18 protein-coding genes are annotated in these 18,703 nt (G+C 57.0%); 14 read left to right on the plus strand and 4 right to left on the minus strand.

Annotated features, from left to right (window positions below; genetic code table 11):
* The first annotated feature begins 119 nt into the window (after window positions 1-119).
* The 3 genes from AAC076_RS03330 to AAC076_RS03340 are packed head-to-tail and all read left to right on the plus strand — an operon-like array spanning window position 120 to window position 4,053.
* Window positions 120-659, plus strand: coding sequence for a YaeQ family protein (locus AAC076_RS03330; RefSeq protein ID WP_339842965.1), 540 nt, complete (start codon window positions 120-122; stop codon window positions 657-659).
* A gap of 7 nt (window positions 660-666) precedes the next feature.
* The gene (gene recJ / locus AAC076_RS03335) at window positions 667-2,385 is read left to right on the plus strand and encodes a single-stranded-DNA-specific exonuclease RecJ (protein WP_339842966.1); all 1,719 of its coding nucleotides are present in this window, start codon (window positions 667-669) and stop codon (window positions 2,383-2,385) included.
* A 60-nt stretch (window positions 2,386-2,445) separates the two neighbouring features.
* Window positions 2,446-4,053, plus strand: a complete 1,608-nt coding sequence (locus AAC076_RS03340) for a GMC family oxidoreductase N-terminal domain-containing protein (RefSeq protein WP_339842968.1) — start codon at window positions 2,446-2,448, stop codon at window positions 4,051-4,053.
* 31 nt (window positions 4,054-4,084) lie between these two features.
* Here the strand turns inward: AAC076_RS03340 and AAC076_RS03345 are convergent, their stop codons facing one another.
* Window positions 4,085-6,496, minus strand: coding sequence for a xylulose 5-phosphate 3-epimerase (locus tag AAC076_RS03345; protein ID WP_339842969.1), 2,412 nt, complete (start codon window positions 6,494-6,496; stop codon window positions 4,085-4,087).
* A gap of 179 nt (window positions 6,497-6,675) precedes the next feature.
* On the opposite strand from AAC076_RS03345, the gene AAC076_RS03350 reads away from it, so the two are divergent.
* The 7 genes from AAC076_RS03350 to AAC076_RS03380 all read left to right on the plus strand — a co-directional run bounded on the left by AAC076_RS03350 (window position 6,676) and on the right by AAC076_RS03380 (window position 13,538).
* Window positions 6,676-7,086: a hypothetical protein gene (locus tag AAC076_RS03350; RefSeq protein WP_339842970.1), complete on the plus strand. Its 411-nt coding sequence runs from the start codon at window positions 6,676-6,678 to the stop codon at window positions 7,084-7,086.
* 124 nt (window positions 7,087-7,210) lie between these two features.
* Window positions 7,211-8,306, plus strand: a protein-coding gene (prfB, locus tag AAC076_RS03355; RefSeq protein WP_339842972.1) for a peptide chain release factor 2 whose coding sequence is annotated in 2 segments (ribosomal slippage) — window positions 7,211-7,282 and window positions 7,284-8,306 — 1,095 coding nt in all. Because the reading frame shifts where the segments join, the coding sequence is not laid out codon by codon here.
* 75 nt (window positions 8,307-8,381) lie between these two features.
* On the plus strand, window positions 8,382-9,884 hold the full coding sequence (gene lysS / locus AAC076_RS03360) for a lysine--tRNA ligase (RefSeq protein ID WP_339842973.1): 1,503 nt from the start codon (window positions 8,382-8,384) through the stop codon (window positions 9,882-9,884).
* 471 nt (window positions 9,885-10,355) lie between these two features.
* The gene (locus AAC076_RS03365; RefSeq protein WP_339842974.1) at window positions 10,356-11,642 is read left to right on the plus strand and encodes a flavohemoglobin expression-modulating QEGLA motif protein; all 1,287 of its coding nucleotides are present in this window, start codon (window positions 10,356-10,358) and stop codon (window positions 11,640-11,642) included.
* Window positions 11,643-11,662: 20 nt separating this feature from the next.
* Entirely contained in the window at window positions 11,663-11,992 is a 330-nt protein-coding gene (locus AAC076_RS03370) for a hypothetical protein (RefSeq protein WP_339842975.1), read from the plus strand.
* A gap of 3 nt (window positions 11,993-11,995) precedes the next feature.
* Complete coding sequence (gene ung / locus AAC076_RS03375; protein WP_339842977.1) at window positions 11,996-12,691, plus strand: uracil-DNA glycosylase; 696 nt, start codon at window positions 11,996-11,998, stop codon at window positions 12,689-12,691.
* Between the two features lie 31 nt (window positions 12,692-12,722).
* Window positions 12,723-13,538 (plus strand): enoyl-CoA hydratase, encoded by an 816-nt coding sequence (locus tag AAC076_RS03380; protein WP_339842978.1) that lies wholly within the window; start codon window positions 12,723-12,725, stop codon window positions 13,536-13,538.
* A 38-nt stretch (window positions 13,539-13,576) separates the two neighbouring features.
* Here the strand turns inward: AAC076_RS03380 and AAC076_RS03385 are convergent, their stop codons facing one another.
* Both AAC076_RS03385 and AAC076_RS03390 read right to left on the minus strand, forming a co-directional pair.
* On the minus strand, window positions 13,577-14,404 hold the full coding sequence (locus AAC076_RS03385; RefSeq protein ID WP_339842979.1) for an HDOD domain-containing protein: 828 nt from the start codon (window positions 14,402-14,404) through the stop codon (window positions 13,577-13,579).
* A 12-nt stretch (window positions 14,405-14,416) separates the two neighbouring features.
* Window positions 14,417-15,439 (minus strand): folate-binding protein, encoded by a 1,023-nt coding sequence (locus AAC076_RS03390; protein ID WP_339842981.1) that lies wholly within the window; start codon window positions 15,437-15,439, stop codon window positions 14,417-14,419.
* Window positions 15,440-15,568: 129 nt separating this feature from the next.
* Here AAC076_RS03390 and AAC076_RS03395 point away from each other — a divergent pair, with 129 nt between their 5' ends.
* Window positions 15,569-15,823, plus strand: a complete 255-nt coding sequence (locus AAC076_RS03395; RefSeq protein ID WP_150277788.1) for a succinate dehydrogenase assembly factor 2 — start codon at window positions 15,569-15,571, stop codon at window positions 15,821-15,823.
* Between the two features lie 7 nt (window positions 15,824-15,830).
* Entirely contained in the window at window positions 15,831-16,259 is a 429-nt protein-coding gene (locus tag AAC076_RS03400) for a hypothetical protein (RefSeq protein WP_339842983.1), read from the plus strand.
* Here the strand turns inward: AAC076_RS03400 and nadB are convergent.
* Window positions 16,228-17,841, minus strand: coding sequence for an L-aspartate oxidase (gene nadB / locus AAC076_RS03405; RefSeq protein ID WP_339842984.1), 1,614 nt, complete (start codon window positions 17,839-17,841; stop codon window positions 16,228-16,230). The genes AAC076_RS03400 and nadB overlap by 32 nt on opposite strands.
* Window positions 17,842-17,917: 76 nt before the next feature.
* Here nadB and AAC076_RS03410 point away from each other — a divergent pair, with 76 nt between their 5' ends.
* Window positions 17,918-18,082, plus strand: a complete 165-nt coding sequence (locus AAC076_RS03410) for a hypothetical protein (RefSeq protein ID WP_339842985.1) — start codon at window positions 17,918-17,920, stop codon at window positions 18,080-18,082.
* A 38-nt stretch (window positions 18,083-18,120) separates the two neighbouring features.
* Complete coding sequence (rpoE, locus tag AAC076_RS03415; RefSeq protein WP_150277785.1) at window positions 18,121-18,696, plus strand: RNA polymerase sigma factor RpoE; 576 nt, start codon at window positions 18,121-18,123, stop codon at window positions 18,694-18,696.
* Window positions 18,697-18,703 lie beyond the last annotated feature (7 nt).

Consider the following 18,703-nt stretch of genomic DNA (forward strand, 5'->3'; position numbering starts at 1 on the left):
AAAAGCGTCACTACCAGAGTCTGGCAAGTGTCTAGAATACTGGGGGCGATTCATACTGCAATTTTTCGGGAAGCTTTTTAAGGTACACTGCGCGCTTCTTTTAGCCGATCTGGACGCCCATGGCTCAGCAAGCAACGCCCTATAAAGTCCACCTCAACCTGACCGACACCGACCGAGGCATCTACGAGTCGATGCGCATGAAGGTCGCCCGTCATCCCTCCGAGACAGCTCAAAGGATGATTGCCCGCGTGCTCGCATATGGGATCTGGTATCAGGAACGTCTGGCATTTGGCAGGGGGCTGTCCGAGGTAGACGAGCCAGCACTCTGGCATAAAAGTCTGGATGATCGCATTGAGCACTGGATAGAAGTCGGCCAGCCTGATGCCGAGCGCCTGATCTGGTGTTCACGCCGTGCGGAGAAGGTGTCCCTTCTGGTGTATGGCAACGCTCGTGCCTGGTCGGCCAAGGTCCTGCCCGCAGTTGCCGGCTTGAAAAACCTGCATATCGTTGCGCTGCCACAGGAGCCGCTGGATCAGTTGGCAGACAGTCTGGCGCGTACTGTCGATTGGGGTTTGATGATTACAGACGGTGTGCTGTATGTCAGTGATGCCACTGTCCAGGTTGAATTGCCGCTCGAATGGCTGATGGCGGAGCAGTGAGTCTCTGATGCGAATCGAATCCCGTCCCGTTCCTGCAGAACTGCCCGCGCTTGGCGATCTTCCCACGCTTCTGACTCGTCTTTATGCGGCCCGTGGGGTTAATAGTCTTGCCGATCTGGATAAACGTCTAAAGGCGCTGCTGCCATACACCCTCTTCAAGGGCATGCCGGAGGCTGTTGCGGTGCTGGTTGAGGCTTTGCACGACCAGAAACCGATTCTGGTGGTGGGTGACTTTGATGCCGATGGTGCAACCGCAAGCAGCGTCGCCGTGCTCGGGTTACGGGCCCTTGGTGCAGGTGCGGTGGACTATCTGGTACCCAATCGGTTCGAGTTCGGTTATGGCCTGACCCCTGAGATAGTTGAGGTCGCGCTGACGCGCAAACCAGCAGTGTTGGTGACTGTTGATAACGGTATATCCAGTATCGAGGGCGTGGCTGCAGCAAAGGCTGCCGGATTGAAGGTCGTGGTGACCGACCACCATCTGCCCGCCGAGCAGCTGCCTGCGGCGGATGCGATAGTCAACCCGAGCCAGCCAGGCTGCACCTTTCCCAGCAAGGCCATTGCCGGTGTGGGAGTTATCTTTTATGTGATGCTGGCGCTTCGTGCGGCGCTTCGCGAACAGGGCTGGTTCAATGCAACTCGTCCTGAGCCCAATCTGGGCGAACTGCTGGATCTGGTTGCCCTTGGCACCGTTGCTGATGTGGTACCACTGGATGCGAATAACCGCATTCTGGTTCATCAGGGGCTGGCGCGCATTCGGGCCGGACGGTGCAGGCCTGGTATTAGAGCCTTGCTGGAAGTCGCTGGGCGGCCGGCTCAGCGTCTGGTCTCCACTGATCTGGGTTTTATTGTTGGGCCTCGTCTGAATGCAGCTGGACGCCTGGACGATATGAGCCTGGGGATTGAGTGTTTGCTCACTGACAGCGAGCAGCTAGCCCAGGATATCGCACGGGAACTCGACGCTCTGAATCGAGACCGTAAATCCATTGAGCGTGACATGCAGCAGCAGGCGTTGACCACTCTGGCTGCCATGGACCTGCAGGACAGCGCGCTGCCCTATGGACTCTGTCTGTTCGATCCTGATTGGCATCAGGGGGTTATTGGTATTCTGGCCTCGCGTCTGAAGGATAAATATCATCGTCCGGTCATAGCTTTTGCCGATGCCGGAAAGGGCGATCTGAAGGGATCTGCCCGGTCAGTCCCCGGATTGCATATACGCGATGCTCTGGACGCGGTTGCAGCACACCATCCAGGTCTGATCAGCAAATTTGGCGGTCATGCGATGGCGGCAGGGTTGTCCCTGTCCCAGGATAATCTCCAGGCTTTCCAGGCAGCCTTTGATGCTGAGGTCAGGCGGCAACTGACAGCAGATGACCTGACGGGCAGGTTGCTGTCCGATGGTGAGCTGGACCAAGGCGAGTTCAATCTTGATATGGCGTCACAGCTGCGTGAGGCGGGCCCCTGGGGTCAACATTTTCCCGAGCCGGGTTTTCATGGTGAATTCCTGCTGATTCAGCAGCGGCTGGTAGGCGAGCGACATCTGAAGATGGTGGTGCAGCTTCCTGGAGCCAGCGATGTACTGGATGCCATTGCCTTCAATATCGACCCCAAGGCCTGGCCCAATCCGGGAGTTCAGCGGGTGCTGCTGGCTTACACCCTGGACATCAACGAATTCCGCGGGCGTCAGAGTCTGCAGCTTATGGTCAGGCATTTGCAGGCTGTGTGAAGCCTTTGCGGGTTGTCTCCGGTGTGCCACCATCGGTGCAAACAACAATATGGGTGACCAATGCGCGCTCCTGACTCCCACTACGATTACATTATTGTCGGCGCCGGCCCTGCCGGATGCCTGCTGGCCAATCGACTATCGGCAGATCCTGCTACCCGTGTTTTGCTGGTTGAGGCTGGCGGGAAGGACAATCTTCCCTGGATTCACATTCCGGTCGGCTATCTGTTCTGTATAGGCAACCCGCGCACTGACTGGTGTTACAAGACGCAACCTGAAGAAGGTCTGGGTGGACGCAGCCTGGGCTATCCCAGGGGCAGGGTGCTGGGTGGTTGTTCATCAATCAATGGCATGATCTACATGCGCGGTCAGGCTGCAGATTACGATGGTTGGGCTGCCGCGGGTAATCCTGGCTGGAGCTGGAAGGACGTTCTGCCGTTGTTTATCAAGTCTGAAAACCATTATGCAGGTGGCAGTGAGCATCATGGCGGTACAGGCGAGTGGCGGGTCGAGACCCAGCGATTGCACTGGACCCTGCTGGATCATTTCCGCAAGGCCGCGGAGGAAAATGGTATTGCGCCTATTGATGACTTCAACACCGGTGATAACGAGGGCAGCAGTTATTTCCAGGTAAATCAGCGTCGTGGTGTCCGCTGGAATTCGGCCAGTGCTTATCTCAAACCGGTGCGCGAACGTCAAAACCTGACTGTGCTTACCAAAGCCGAGGCGAGAACGCTGATGTTTGAAGGCAAGCGTGCCTGCGGTGTCCGTATTGGCTGGCAGGGGCGTGAGCTTGAGATCCGCGCCGAACGTGAAGTCATACTCTGCGCTGGAGCCATCGGCTCGCCGACGCTTTTGCAGCGTTCCGGAATTGGTCCGCGCCCGCTGCTTGAGTCACACGGGATCGAGGTGAGACATGAGCTGCCGGGTGTGGGGGAAAATCTGCAGGATCATCTGCAGCTACGCCTGATCTTCAAGGTCGAAGGGGTGCCCACCCTGAACCGGATGGCGGCTAGCTGGTGGGGCAAGGCGGGCATGGGGTTGCGTTATGCATGGAACCGCAGCGGTCCCTTGGCCATGGCGCCTAGTCAGTTGGGCGCCTTCGCCCGCTCGGATCCAGAGCAGGCCCGAGCCAACCTGCAATACCACGTGCAGCCCTTGTCCCTTGAGCGCTTTGGCGAGCCCCTGCATCCGTTTGCGGCTTTCACTGCGTCAGTTTGCAATCTGCGGCCAAAAAGTCGAGGGAGGGTGCAGATTGCCAGTGCTGACCCCGCAACTCATCCGCTAATCCAACCCCATTATCTGACTCACCCTGATGACCTGAAAGTTGCGGCGGATGCCATACGGCTTACCCGGCGCATTGCAGCAGCACCCGCACTGGCACGTTATCAGCCGGAGGAGTATTTGCCGGGGGTCGCGCTGCAGAGCGATGAGGAGCTGGCTCAGGCAGCTGCGGCCATAGGTACCACGATCTTTCATCCGGCAGGCACCTGTGCGATGGGTCAGGGGCCGGAAGCGGTGGTGGATCACCAGTTGCGCGTCCATGGCATCCAGGGGCTGCGTGTTGCAGATACGTCGATTATGCCGACCATCACCTCCGGCAACACCTGCTCGCCTACCCTGATGATTGCGGAAAAGCTCGCCAGGATGCTGGCGTCTGAAAAACGCTAGCATTCGGTATTCGGGTACCGCTCAACGCTGCTCAGCGTAGTATTGCGGGATTGCCGCGACCACCTATGGCGGCCCACTCCTGCTCGTCCATCCAGTGTTGCGAGTTGGTTTCGGGCGCCGTGAGTGCGGCGGCCGTCAGTACGTGGGCCCAGGTACAACGGTTGGCGAACAGCATTCCCGCCTGGTCGAATGTACCGCCCTGGTTGATATAGCCTAGTACCTGACTACGGGCCGGCATTGGGAAAAGGTTGTGCAGATGGCCCCGCATGACCTCGGGACGCATATGCGTGAGCATCACACGCCGGGTCATGCTGGCGGGAAACAATGCTTCCATCTCATGGTTACTGGCACTGCAAGCCGCCTCATGGGGGTCGCGGGGGGAGGTGAATCGTCCTGGCTCCTGCAGATATACCAGTCGCCATGACTGGTCATGCTCGGTCAGACGATGAGCGGCGCGGAGCATTTCACCCAGCTGGTAAGCGCCATTGGCGATCAAGAGTACCGGCTCACCTTTGCCGTGGTGCTCATTGAGCACGATGGCGCCCTGATCTGCCAGTTGGTGGGCTTGCTGCGGGCTCATCCAGACCGGACACTCGCCCTTGGCTATGACCATGCAGCTGAGTTGCCCGCGTGCTTGCCAGACGCCAGGCAGCAGTGCCAGCGTGCTGTTGTAGTCCGCGGGAAATAGAACGCGGATCACGTCATGCATCTCGGCAAGGAGGCTTTCACAAAAGGTGGTGTCCTGGTGCGATTGCTCGTTCTTGCCGTTCTCCCAGGTGTGTGAGGTGGCAATCAGCGGAAATCCCAGCCATTGGGCGGGCCGGCCGACCTCTTTCTGATGGCGGGCGAAGATCAGCTCCTGGCGCACGGCTCCGAGCATTTTCACGCAGAAGGCTTCGTAACTGGCGACCAGATTCAATCCTCCTTTGTTGGCCAGACAGGCGGATACCACAGCCTCTTCATTCAACGCGGTAATGACTCTGCCATCAATTGCTTCCAGTTCGCTTTCCGGCTCCAGCACGCGGTGTTTGAGCGCTTTGAGAACGCCACTCAGGCGGTTGCTGGCCAGCTCGTCGGGGTTGCCTACGCGGGCGCGCAGCTCTGGATTGGCTTCGACCAGTGAAGTGAAAAAGCGATCGACCGCGCGCATCGGTGAAACGTCATCCTGGCTCCATTCCAGGGGCGGAATGATCGGCTCGGCCGGGTTGCGCTTCGCCAGGGCGTGATCTCGCTCGCGCGGACGATTATCAGCAGCATGCTGATTGAGTTGCTCGCTTGCCTGCTGCAAATCCTGGGGGCTGACCCAGAGCAATCCGGCATGCTGATTGAACAGGTCCCGCGAGGCTTGATCATGGCGTGGATTGCCCGGTAGCGGCAGGTTATGTGCAGCGTTCTTGCCAGCGCCATAAAAGCCGAACCCCTTGATCGTCTCGGCTATGGCGTAGGGAATAGGCAGCGGGTACTGCAGCAGACCGCCCCGATACTCCTCCACACGCCGCTCCATGCGCTGCTCCATCTCGTAGAGGGCGCAGACAAAGGCCGCGGGGTCGCGACCATCGATGCGCATCGGATCGAAACCGCAGGCGCGAAGATGCTTGGCAAAGGCATCCAGGCCTTTTTCGGTACCCAGCTCGGTGCGCTGCTCGATGCGTCGACCATTGGCAATCATTACCGGTAGGGCCAGGCCGCAGTCCTCCGCTCGCCACCAGCGTGGGATCCAGTCGCTGCCGCGTTGCTCTTCTGCCGCGCCGTCAGATAAAAAGGCCACCAGCGACTCGCCCGGAAGTGGCATATGCGCGTATTGCAGTTCAGCGAAGCCCAGATAGCCGCCCTCAATTGCTCCGCCTGCGGTAAAGGCGTTTACGTGACTGCCCAGTGGCGCAGCAGGACGCCCACTGGGCATTTGTGCATAGCCGTAAAAATCGCGCAGGAGCTGGTTCAGTCCGGCGTCGCCGGCATAGCGCGCGGATTGCTCAGGATGCAGGTTGCCGACCAGTACGTTGATAGCGTCAATCGCCGCCACGCAATGTCCCTGGCCCATGATCCAGCTGCGCGTACGTCCAGTCAGACTATCCAGTGCCAGGTAGGCTGCGTAGGCGGGCACCATGTTCAGAGCGCCACCGGTATGACCCTCTGGCCTGGACTTGAAATCCTCTGGTGCCAGCGGTGCACCATCGGTTTGGCAACGTTTGGCATAGGTCATGTGAACCACCAGCCACATGCCGGCACTGGTCAGGTGGTCGAGGGCGATAAGCTGGTTGTATACACTCTCGGGGTCAGGATGTTGGTTTTTTTGCTGTAACAGGTGAGCCAGGCGATACACCGCGGCCTGGGTTTGCGCCGTATGCATGATGACGCCATGACCGGCACGCCAGCGTGCGAAGGCAGGATACTGTTGAGCATGATCGTCGAGGGTTTGCTGGTCGGGTAATAGCTGGCTCACGGTATGAACTCCGGTGCAGATGGATGACCTGTTGTGTACAGTCTAGGCAGTCGTCCGCGTTAGCCAACTGATCTGAGTCAACCCTTCAGGCATCCCTTTGGTTTCACCGGATTACCGACAGCTGGCGCAAGGCCCGGGCCCTGCTATAGTCGTGTTTCAAACAATAATGGGGTTACGTCATGCAACGTTGGATATTCGTTTTTATTGCTGGATTCCTGGCGGTTCTGTGCTTTCATCAGGCTGCATTGGGACTTCTACACTCTGCCGGTGTTGTGCCGTTCGCACCTTATTCGCTACAGCCCACGGTTCCGCTGGGTATTCCCTCGGTCATCTCTGCCAGTTTCTGGGGCGGACTCTGGGCGCTGGTCATGATTGCGGTGCTGGACAAGATCGGTCATGGCTTGATCTGGCTGAAAGCGGCACTTTTCGGCGGCATAGCGTTGACTCTGGTCGCCCTGATCGTCGTCTTTCCGCTAAAGGGATATGGCTTTGACATGGCTCAGTTGCCCGGACGTTTCATTATCGGTTTCATCCTCAATGCGTTCTGGGGTATCGGGACCATCGTATTCGTTCGCGTATTGCCCCGCTGAAAGATGGCAGGGTCGGTGGCTCCCCCGCGGCGCCACCGCAGGCTGCTCTGCAAACCCTTGACTACTGCACGTGGAGCCCGAAATCCGCTATAGTGGCGGCTTTTGCCTGACGGGATTTGTCACCATGGAAATCAATCCAATTCTTAATACCATCAAAGATCTGCGTAGTCGCTCCGAGACTATCAGGGGGTATCTTTGACTACGATCAAAAGCATGACCGTCTAACCGAAGTCGAACGTGAGATGGAAGACCCCAGCGTCTGGAACGACCCCGAGCGGGCCCAGAGTCTGGGACGCGAGCGCGCTCAGCTGGCGCAGATCGTAGAAACGCTGGACGAAATGCACGGCGGCCTGGCCGATGCGTCCGAGCTGTTGGAAATGGCAGCGGAGGAAGAGGATGAAGGTGCGGTTGCCGACGTAGTCACCGAGCTGGAGCGCCTGCAGAAGAGTCTGGAAAAGCTCGAGTTTCGTCGTATGTTCAGTGGCGAGATGGATCCGACCAACTGCTATCTGGATATCCAGGCCGGCTCCGGCGGCACCGAGGCCCAGGATTGGGCCAACATGCTGCTGCGCATGTACCTGCGCTGGGCTGATCAACGCGGATTCGAAACCGAGATTGTCGAAGTCTCCGGTGGCGAAGTTGCCGGTATCAAGAGCGCCACTGTCTACATCAAAGGTGAATACGCCTTTGGCTGGTTGCGAACCGAAATTGGCGTCCATCGCCTGGTGCGCAAAAGTCCCTATGATTCAGGTAATCGCCGGCATACTTCCTTCTCCGCAGTGTTCGTTTCCCCTGAGATTGATGACGATATTGAAATCGATATCAATCCGGCCGATCTGCGAGTGGATACCTATCGGTCCCAGGGTGCTGGTGGTCAGCACGTCAACACCACCGACTCTGCAGTGCGTATTACGCACGTACCGACCAATACCGTGGTCAGCTGCCAGAGCCAGCGCTCCCAGCATGGTAACCGTGATACGGCGATGAAAATGCTGCGCGCGAAGCTCTACGAGCAGGAAATGATGAAACGCAACGCTGCGGCGCAAGCGCTGGAAGACAGCAAGTCCGATATTGGTTGGGGGCATCAGATCCGTTCTTATGTTCTCGATCAGTCGCGCATCAAGGACTTGCGCACAAATATCGAAAACAGCAACTGCAATGCGGTACTTGATGGGGATCTCGACGAGTTCATCGAGGCCAGCCTGAAGCAGGGGCTTTAACGCTCTGCATCGGGCCCGATGCCCAATACCGCCTGACTTACGCAATACAACTGTTACGCCCAGGAATACGCAAACATGACCGACCAGCCGCAAGACCCGCAAGCCCATCACGAGGAAGAAAACAGCCTGATCGCGATGCGCAAGGAGAAGCTCGCGCACGAGCGATCCAAGGGCCGAGTTTTCCCCAACGACTTTCGCCGTGACAGTTACTGTGCCGATCTGCAGAAAACCTATGCAGACAAGACCAAGCCAGAACTCGAGGAGGCTGCGATCCCGGTCAAGGTAGCCGGGCGCGTCATGCTTAATCGTGGCGCATTCCTGGTACTGCAGGACGTCAGCGGCCGTATTCAGTTGTATGTCGATCGCAAGGGCCTGCCAGCCGAAACCCTGGATGCAATCAAGCACTGGGATCTGGGCGACATCGTCTGCGCTGAAGGCATCTTGCAGCGCTCGGGCAAGGGCGATCTTTATGTGCAGATGCAAAAGGCGACCTTGCTGACAAAGTCACTGCGGCCGCTACCGGACAAGCACCATGGGTTGACCGACACAGAACAGCGTTATCGCCAGCGTTATGTTGATCTGATCGTCAATGAAGAGACGCGCAAGACGTTCCTTATTCGCTCGCGCGTGGTCGCACACATACGCAAGTTTCTGGCTGACCGTAACTTCCTCGAAGTCGAAACGCCGATGCTGCAGACCATCCCCGGCGGCGCGGCGGCCAAGCCCTTCGAGACTCACCACAACGCGCTGGACCTGCCGATGTTCCTGCGGATTGCCCCGGAGCTGTATCTGAAGCGACTGGTAGTGGGTGGTTTCGAGAAGGTGTTCGAGATCAACCGCAACTTCCGCAACGAAGGTGTTTCGACCCGGCACAACCCGGAATTCACCATGCTCGAGTTTTACCAGGCCTATGCGGACTATGAAGACAACATGGACCTGACCGAAGAGCTCTTCAGTGAACTGGCCATGGAAGTGCTGGGCACCACGGATGTGACCTACCAGGGCAAGGTCTTTCACTTCGGTGAGCCCTTTGCACGCCTGTCAGTTTTCGACTCGATTCTGAAATTCAATCCCGATATCAATGCCGACGACCTGCGTGACCTGGAAAAGGCGCGTGCGATTGCGAAGAAGGCAGGTGCGGATGTGAAAGGTTTCGAGGGCCTGGGCAAATTGCAGACCATGATTTTCGAAGAACTGGTCGAGCACCGCCTGGAGCAGCCAACCTTCATTACCCGCTATCCGTTCGAAGTGTCGCCTTTGGCGCGGCGCAGCGATGACGATCCGAGCGTGACTGATCGTTTCGAGCTATTCATCGGTGGACGCGAGATTGCCAATGCCTATTCGGAGCTTAACGATGCCGAGGACCAGGCCGAGCGTTTCCTGGCCCAGGTGGCAGACATGGATGCTGGCGATGACGAGGCCATGCACTACGACGCTGATTTTGTGCGTGCGCTGGAATACGGCATGCCGCCGACGGCGGGTGAGGGCATTGGTATTGATCGTCTGGTTATGCTGCTCACAGATGCGCCGTCCATTCGTGATGTGATCCTGTTTCCGCATATGCGGCCTGAGGTTTGAAGTTCTGGCATTTTTTGCTCGGTATGTGCAGGGAAACCTGATCATGCGGTGAATGAGCGTGGCGTGTCTGGATGCGGCCTTTGGCGGACACGCTACGAGCACACCCATGTGGGCTCGTCGCTGGCCGTCCCTGACCAGCGACGGTCCGCCAAAGGCCGCACCCAGACACTCGTGTAGGATTGGAAGTTTGATCAGGTTTCCGTCGTGCTTGAAGTCAGGTGCAAAATAAGACTGGCTTTGGATTTTGTTTTAGGTGCTCTGGGTAACGCGCGCCTTTCAGTCGCGATGCCAACAAACCCTCATGCTGGACCGTCGATGGCCAGGGACGGCCATCGACGAGCCTACAGGGATGTACTTGCGGCGTGTCCAGCATGAGGGTTTGTTGGCGTCGCGTGACACCGCGTCCAAAATCACCATGGGGTTCATGCTGATGATGCACGGATTAAACGACACCACTAAAGCAGGAACACCATGACGGTAAAACAGAGCGAGCAGTACCAGTTGGTGATCCGCAGCCTGTCCGACCGTATTGTCGAAGCGCAGGCGCCGATCCGGATTCTCGATGCAATCAAGTGGGATGACAGCCTGCGTGAAGAATTTTTCCGCAAGCGCTGCAAAAGCATTCCCGATGTGGGTCCTGATTACTACACCAAGCGTCCGCTAGGCTTCGATCCGGCGGAGCGCCGTCAGGTGCTCCAGGACATCGAGCGGGATATTACCCGTCAGCTCGGCACTTTCAATCCGGTCGGCCAGATCATGCGGCGCATGTGCAAGGAATACCGGATGGTCATCCGCATGCTCGAAGCACGAGGCACGCCTGACATGGGGCTGATCTCCCAGGAGCTTTACGGCTCGGCCTCTGATGCCTTTCATGCCGGAGACCCGACCCTCACTGACCTGGGCATCATGCTAAGTGAGTCCCTGGCCAATATCGGCAAGGCCGAGCTACTCAGCGAGCCCAAGACCATCGCCGCGCCTGAAGCCGTGGAAATCCTGCAGGCCCGGATGAATGTGGCTTTTCCGGATGATCAGGCAGTGCGGGTATTTGAATCTGACGGTATTGTCGCCGATGCTGCTGCTGGCGCGGACTACATCAAGATCCGTAGTGACGCCAAGTTCAATCAGCGGGATCTGAAGATTCTCGCCGTGCACGAAGGCATGGTGCATGTAGCCACAAGCCTGAATGGTCAGCACCAGCCGATCTGCACCTTTCTGGCCAAGGGACCACCGTCCTCAACGGTAACCCAGGAGGGATTGGCGATTCTGATGGAGGTGATCACGTTTGCTTCCTATCCAGCACGCCTGCGCAAACTGACTGACCGTACCCGGGCGATCCAGTTGGCGGAAAGTGGTGGCGATTTCATGGACGTATTCCAGTTCTATCGTGAACATGAATACAGCCGTGAGGACAGTTATACCAATGCCAGCCGGGTGTTTCGCGGATCAAGCAGCAATGGTTTGCCGTTTACCAAGGACCTGGCCTACCTGAAGGGCTTTATCCTGACTTACAACTATATCCAGCTAGCGGTACGCAAGGGCAAGCTGCAGCAAATACCGTTGCTGTTTTGCGGCAAGACCACTCTGGAGGACATGCGCACTCTTGGGCAATTGGTAGACGAGGGGCTGGTAGTGCCGCCGCGTTACCTGCCTGAGCCCTTTGCCGATCTGAACGCGTTGAGCGCATGGATGTGTTTTTCAGGCTTTCTGAATAACCTCAGTCTCGACAGGATCGAGGCCGATTACGCCAATATTCTTTAACAAAGGTTCGATGAATCTGTATGACTGATAGCAAGGAAATGAGCAAGTTACCGATGATCCTGACTGCCTTCGTGACGGTCTTTGCCACGGTGATGGTGTTGTACTTTTACGGCTATCTGAACTTCTCCCGTGAGGAGCAGGGCATGGTTGTGGCCGAGTTCAGTCTGATCAAGGTGGGGTCTGCAGAGGCGGGCCAGATGCGCAGTCGCGCTGCAGACCAGGTTGCCGAGTGTGTTGACGGCGTCCTGATTCTCCACGATAGCCGGCATAACGGTTTGTCTGGATTGCTGGTTGATGACCGTCAGCGTGTGGTGCGCTGTAACGACCAGTCGGTACCAGCAGCGGAGTAGCTAATGGCGCAGGGGGAAATCAGGCTGGAGGCGGGCTGGAAAGCTGCTCTTGAGGATGAGTTCGACAAGGAATACATGCGCACGTTGCGTGAATTCTTGCGTACGCAGAAGGTGAGCGGCAAGGTCATTTATCCTCCGGGGGCGCAAATCTTCAATGCTCTGGATAGCACCCCACTGGACCGGGTCAAGGTGGTCATTATCGGCCAGGATCCTTACCACGGTCCGGGGCAGGCCCACGGGCTGGCTTTTTCAGTTCCACCGGGGGTAAAACCGCCGCCCTCCTTGCAGAACATCTTCAAGGAGCTGGAGAGAGATCTCGACATCCCCAGGCCGCATCATGGATGCCTCACCCATTGGGCCGAGCAGGGCGTACTGCTCCTGAATGCGGTTCTGACGGTGGAGGCAAGCGACGCAGGCTCCCATGCCAAGCGGGGCTGGGAAACATTCACCACCCGCATTATCGAGGTCGCTGCGCAGCAGCATGAGCATCTGGTCTTCATGCTGTGGGGCAGTTATGCGCGGAAGAAGGCCGAGCAGCTTGATCTGTCGAGTCATTGCGTTCTTACCTCGGCACACCCGTCCCCTCTCTCGGCGCACCGGGGGTTTATCGGTAACGGCCATTTTTCAGACGCAAACAACTATCTTCAACTACACGGGTGCAAGCCGATTGACTGGGCCCTCCCTGGTAGCGCAGTCTGAAATTTACATATTCACTGCTTCAGGAGGCCCTATGGATCACGCACTGCAACCCTACACAGCTTTGGTACCGCGCACCGATAAGCTGGTTGTGCAGAAAGTCGGCCATACTGCACTGGTTACCATCGACAATCCGCCAGCCAATACGTGGGATAGCGACACATTGCACGGACTGATCGAGCTGGTGGGACACCTTGGCGCTGACCCCGAGATTTTTGCCCTGGTCATAACCGGGCGAGGTGATCGCTTCTTTTCAGCGGGTGCTGACCTGAAATTATTTGCAGATGGTGACAAGGCCAGGGCACGGCAGATGGCTAGTCTTTTCGGCAAGGCTTTCGAGACGTTGCGGGATTTTTCCGGGGTAACCATTGCTGCGCTTAATGGCTATGCAATGGGTGGAGGGCTGGAATGTGCTCTTGCTTGCGATATCCGGATTGCCGAGCGGCAGGTGCAACTGGCGTTGCCGGAGGCCGGGGTGGGATTGTTGCCCTGCGCTGGAGGCACACAGGCACTGGCCTGGCTGGTTGGCGAGGGTTGGGCCAAGCGGATGATTCTCTGTGGAGAGCGGATCGATGGGGTCAAAGCCGAGCGTATCGGGCTGGTAGAGGAGGTAGTTGAGCAGGATCAGGCTCTGACGACCGCGTTACGCCTGGCTGCTCAGGTGGGAAGGCAGAGCCCTATGGCGGTCAAGGCCTGTAAGGACCTTATTCAAGGTGCTCGGCGCCAACCGCTCAACAGCTTGCTGTCTGAAGAGCGTGAGCGTTTCGTTGATCTGTTCGATCATGAGGACACTCTGGAGGGAGTTAACGCCTTCTTCGAGAAACGTCCGCCACAATGGCGTAACCGCTAACAAGGCAGCCGTTTTACATCCACGGCTGCCGCGGACTATCAGCCCAACATCTGCATGGCAGCTTCCATCTCGGCTGACAGATCCTCGTCGCCGTCCTCCCCCTGGGCCAGCCCGAGTTTGTTGAAGGACGCGATCGTGCTCCAGTCCATCTGTGCGAGGGGATGCTCGCTGCCAAGACTCTGGAGCATTGCCACCTGGACAATATCTGAGTAGTCGACGTTAGGGGTATTGCGATTGAAGTCCAGATGCTCGGTCGGTACGTGACGTAGGGGTACCGGAAAGTCCCACGCTGCCAGGATACGGTCACCGAGAATCGGGTGAATACTTTCAATGACCAGATTAAGGCTGATCGAGTCGGTCAGTAACTGACTGTTTTCCTCTGCGTAGCTCAGAATGGGCAGCACACCAATCTGATGCACCAGGCCTGCAAGAGTGGCCTGGTCCGGTTTGAGGCGGGTGTAGTGCCGGCAGAGCACATGACTGATGCCAGCCACTTCGGTACTGCGAGCCCATACTTCGCGCATCTTGCGATCAATTACATCGGACGTCGCCTGGAACATCTGTGACATTGCCAGGCCTGTTGCGAGGTTGGCGGTGTAATTGATACCCATACGGTTCACAGCCATGCCCAGATCAGTGATCTCCTGACGCGTGCGCAGTAGCGGGCTGTTCACCACTTTGATCAGGCGTGCGCTCAATGCCGCATCATTGCTGATTTCGCGTACCAGATCCGGGATGCTGACGTCAGGGTTTTCTGCAGCTTCGCGTATACGCAATGCGACTTCTGGAAGCGTAGGCAGCACGAGCTGATCCTTGTCGATTGCCTGGATCAATTCTTCCTGTACGCGCTGGGCCAGATCGGTCATGGGTATTCCTTGTCAATTAGCCTGGCCGGCTTCGTCGGCCAATTCGGACTGGTAGGGTAGGGCAGCAAGGGTCAGTGCTGGCCCTTGGCCATCAAGTGCGTTTAATGGTACCAATTGTGCCGCATCTTTTTGTAGTACCGCCAGCATTTCCATTCCTTGCGGCCCCATCGCTGTCATTACGACTTCACCCAGGGCTTGTCCGGTGTTCCGATTAATGACCGCTGCACCTGGCGGCAGATACCGTGTGTCGTCACTGACCAGCCGGAACATGCGTTTTTTCAGTTTTCCCAGATACTTCATGCGGGCGACAATTTCCTGGCCCGTATAGCAACCTTTCTTGAAGCTCACCGCATCGAATATCTGCAAGTTGAGCATCTGGGGAATAAAGGCCTCACGTGTCTCGGCAAACACCTGACCAATGCCCGCACGAATCTGCGAGAGCTGCCAGTCGTTCAATGGGACCGCTGTGGCATCTGCTAACAGGCGCTTGATGGTTGGGATGGCCGTTTCGGCGGGAAGCCAGAGCTCAAAGGTATTGTTTCCGGGTAGACGCACTATCTTTGCGGTCTCTAGCTGCTGCGCTGCATCTGGTGATTCAGGAACGGGCAGGCCAAGATCAGCGAGCAGCGAAGCAGCTTTTTCGCCGTAGAGCCCAAGTCTCACCCAGCTATCGCTGACATCGGTTATCTGTGCCTTGAAGAATGCGGCGTACTTGGCAAGGTCTGTAATCTGCGGCGCAATCAACGCTTCGGCCATTGCCAGAAAGTAGGTGAATTCGTCATGGCGCAGTAGTCTGAAGCTGGATTGCATGCGGCCTTTTGGGTTACACCGGGCGCCGAGGGTACTGCCTGGCTGGGGCAGCCGGATGACGTCACAGGTCAGTTGTCCCTGCAGAAACTTTGCCGAGTCAGGGCCGCTGACCTCCATGATGCGTTCATGGCCAAGCAAGGCCAGGGCTGCTTGGGGAGTGTTTTTTGGGGATTCGACTGAAAAGTGTTCAGCGAGTTGGGTATGTAATGGAGTACTTTGGGTCATAAGCTCAGATTGCCTAGTGAATTCAGCTGTTACATCATAGGTTGGCACTGGCAGCTTGTCAGTGTCGCCTTGCGCTTATAATGTTACCTATGCATTGTGTCGCGGTTTTACCTTATTGCGGAGAGAGAGATGTCGGCTGAAATAGAGAAAAAACGGCTGTACTGGCATAGCCGAAGGGGCATGCTCGAGCTGGATGTACTGCTGGGGCCTTTTCTCGAGGAAGCCTACAGTGATCTGGATGCAGAGGACAAACTGCGTTATCGCAAACTGCTCGAGAGTGAAGACCAGGATATGTTTGGCTGGTTCATGCAGCGCAGCGAACCGGACGATCCGGATCTAAAACGTATGGTAAGGATGATACTCGATCGTGTTCAGCCAGCCTGATTACCTAATGCTACACAGACAGCCTTCTCGATTCCTTGGGGGGCTGGTGGTTGTGTTCAGTATCCTCGCTTGCGCAGCTCTTTTACGTAGCGGCCTTTCCCCGCTGCTGGCTACGGCCAGCATGCTTGCCATAGTGGGTTACGCTATCTGGATATGGCCGCGGCAGGTGAGTCTGCAGCACGCCCAGTCGGTCACCGGATTGCGCTTCGACAGTCAGGGGTGGCACGTCATGCGCCGCGATGGTTCAGAAAGTTCCGCACGTTTGCTTGCCGATACGTTCGTAAGCGCTTTCCTGACAGTTGTGCGTCTGCGCGAGCCGGGGCGTTGGCTTGCAGTTTCTGTGATCCTGCCAGCTGATGCAGCTGCCGAGGATGCATTGCGGCGTCTCAGGTTGCGGCTGCGCTTCAGTCGTCAGCGGTGGGCGGCTGCAGAATAGTATCGGTCGCTTCAGGCAGTAATCCGGGGTAGTCGAGGGTGTAATGCAGCCCCCGGCTTTCACGGCGTTGCATGGCAGAGGTGATGATCAGGTCGGCAACCAAGGCAAGATTGCGAAGTTCCAGCAGATCCCGGGTTACTCTGTAGTTACTGTAAAACTCGTGTATTTCCGCAAGCAGCATGTCAACGCGATGCTTTGCCCTTTGCAGACGTTTTGTAGTGCGAACGATCCCCACATAATCCCACATGAATCGGCGTAACTCTTCCCAGTTGTGGGAGATAATCACGTCTTCATCCGAGTCGGTAACCTTGCTTTCGTCCCAGTGCGGGAGGTCATCGGGCATTTCGGTATGCGCAAGCTCGTTGAGTATGTCCTGAGCTGCTGCCCTGCCGAAAACGACGCACTCAAGCAGTGAGTTGCTGGCCATCCGATTGGCGCCGTGCAAGCCTGTATAACTGGTCTCCCCTATGGCATAGAGGTTGTTCGCGTCGGTACGGCCACAGGCGTCCACTACGACTCCGCCACAGGTATAATGCGCTGCCGGCACGACAGGTATCGGTTCGCGGGTTATGTCGATGCCGAACGCCAGGCAGCGTTCATGGACAGTCGGGAAGTGACTGCGAATGAAATCAGCAGGTTTATGACTTATATCCAGAAAGACACAGTCCAGACCCAGACGTTTCATTTCATGATCGATGGCCCGGGCAACGATATCGCGAGGCGCCAGTTCGGCACGCTTATCAAAACGTGGCATGAAGCGCGAACCGTCAGGCAACTTGAGCAGCGCCCCTTCGCCACGCAGCGCTTCAGTAACCAGAAAGCTTTTCGCCTTGGGGTGGTAAAGACATGTGGGATGAAATTGGTTGAATTCCATGTTGGCCACCCGACAGCCCGCCCGCCAGGCCATAGCAATACCGTCCCCGGAAGCACTGTCCGGATTACTGGTATATAGATACACCTTGCTTGCGCCGCCTGTTGCCAGAACGGTGAAGCGTGCGCCATAAGTTTCAACGTGGCCGTTGTTGCGGTTCAGAATGTAAGCGCCGAGACATTGCTTGCCTGGCAATCCCAGTTTGCTGGTGGTGATCAGGTCGACTGCAACCCTGTTCTCCAATAATTCGATGTTGCCGTGTTCTTGCGCCTTGAGTAGCAGCGTATTGAAAATGGCTGCGCCCGTTGCGTCTGCAGCATGAATAATTCTTCTATGGCTATGGCCGCCCTCTCGAGTCAGGTGAAAGTCGTCACTTTCGCTTCCGTCAGCCCGTCGCTCACGGGTAAAAGGCACGCCCTGATCTATCAGCCAGCCGATTGCCTCGCGACTGCTGCCGACAATCTGTCGAACGGCGTCTTCGCGACACAAGCCCCCACCTGCATCCAGCGTATCCTGAACATGAGCATCAACGGTGTCGGTGTCGTCAAGGACCGCAGCTACGCCACCCTGGGCCCAGAAGGTCGAACCCTCGGACAGTTGTCCCTTGCTGATCACACCTACACGCAAACTATCTGCCAGATGCAGTGCCAGCGTCAGGCCTGCGGCACCGCTACCAATTACCAGTACGTCGTAATTATTTGCTTGTTCCATGGTGTCTCAATCAGCGTCTGATGAACCAGATCGTTACCCAGTCAGAATACATTGGCAGCTAGTATATAGAAGGCGCGTGCGCCACAATACAGGCTTGCTTAGATGGCTTTACGGCATCATGTTGCCGAACGGTGATAATTATTTTCTGGGCGTGGCGGAACTTTTGGTGTTTGCCGGTGTTAATACAGCTGAGCATGATGAGGGGAGAACTTTTGCTTACATTGCTGGTCTATCACAGTGAGGCAGGGCTACAAGGCCTGTGCCATGGGGAGCTACCGCATGGCTGAGCAAACTGACCAAGAGTTGGTAGTTCGGGTTCAAGGCGGCGACAAGCGAGCGTTTGATCTGCTGGTACTAAAATACCAGCACAAGATCCTGGCACTGGTTATGCGCTTTGTGCATGACAGCCACGAGGCTCAGGATGTCTCGCAGGAAGCATTCGTCAAGGCTTACCGTGCCTTGGCCAATTTTCGCGGAGACAGCGCGTTTTATACATGGCTGTACCGCATAGCGATCAACACGGCGAAGAATTATCTGGTCGCACGTGGACGCAGGCCGCCCGATTCGGATATTGCGGCTGATGAGGCTGAGTATTACGAAGGAGATAGCGCTCTCAAGGATATTCATTCGCCGGAACGCGATTTGCTGCGTGATGAGGTTGAGCAGATGGTCAACAGGACCCTGCAGCAGCTACCTGACGATTTGCGTACAGCCTTGACGCTGCGTGAGTTCGAAGGCTTGAGTTACGAAGATATTGCTGCGGTAATGAGTTGCCCGGTCGGTACGGTACGGTCACGTATTTTTCGGGCCCGCGAGGCGATTGACAAAGCTCTCAAGCCCCTGCTCGAAGACTGAGCCGGGC

The organism is uncultured Halopseudomonas sp. (assembly GCF_963977355.1).
In the GTDB taxonomy this organism is placed as follows: Bacteria; Pseudomonadota; Gammaproteobacteria; order Pseudomonadales; family Pseudomonadaceae; genus Halopseudomonas.

Bases quoted from the DNA above. Each gene is read 5' to 3' on its own strand.
- AAC076_RS03365 (WP_339842974.1), top strand. From the start codon at position 10,356: ATGACGGTAAAACAGAGCGAGCAGTACCAGTTGGTGATCCGCAGCCTG.
- ung (WP_339842977.1), top strand. From the start codon at position 11,996: ATGGCGCAGGGGGAAATCAGGCTGGAGGCGGGCTGGAAAGCTGCTCTT.
- AAC076_RS03350 (WP_339842970.1), top strand. From the start codon at position 6,676: ATGCAACGTTGGATATTCGTTTTTATTGCTGGATTCCTGGCGGTTCTG.
- AAC076_RS03390 (WP_339842981.1), bottom strand. From the start codon at position 15,439: ATGACCCAAAGTACTCCATTACATACCCAACTCGCTGAACACTTTTCA.
- AAC076_RS03395 (WP_150277788.1), top strand. From the start codon at position 15,569: ATGTCGGCTGAAATAGAGAAAAAACGGCTGTACTGGCATAGCCGAAGG.
- AAC076_RS03380 (WP_339842978.1), top strand. From the start codon at position 12,723: ATGGATCACGCACTGCAACCCTACACAGCTTTGGTACCGCGCACCGAT.
- AAC076_RS03340 (WP_339842968.1), top strand. From the start codon at position 2,446: ATGCGCGCTCCTGACTCCCACTACGATTACATTATTGTCGGCGCCGGC.
- AAC076_RS03330 (WP_339842965.1), top strand. From the start codon at position 120: ATGGCTCAGCAAGCAACGCCCTATAAAGTCCACCTCAACCTGACCGAC.
- AAC076_RS03400 (WP_339842983.1), top strand. From the start codon at position 15,831: ATGCTACACAGACAGCCTTCTCGATTCCTTGGGGGGCTGGTGGTTGTG.
- recJ (WP_339842966.1), top strand. From the start codon at position 667: ATGCGAATCGAATCCCGTCCCGTTCCTGCAGAACTGCCCGCGCTTGGC.
- lysS (WP_339842973.1), top strand. From the start codon at position 8,382: ATGACCGACCAGCCGCAAGACCCGCAAGCCCATCACGAGGAAGAAAAC.
- nadB (WP_339842984.1), bottom strand. From the start codon at position 17,841: ATGGAACAAGCAAATAATTACGACGTACTGGTAATTGGTAGCGGTGCC.
- rpoE (WP_150277785.1), top strand. From the start codon at position 18,121: ATGGCTGAGCAAACTGACCAAGAGTTGGTAGTTCGGGTTCAAGGCGGC.
- AAC076_RS03385 (WP_339842979.1), bottom strand. From the start codon at position 14,404: ATGACCGATCTGGCCCAGCGCGTACAGGAAGAATTGATCCAGGCAATC.
- AAC076_RS03370 (WP_339842975.1), top strand. From the start codon at position 11,663: ATGACTGATAGCAAGGAAATGAGCAAGTTACCGATGATCCTGACTGCC.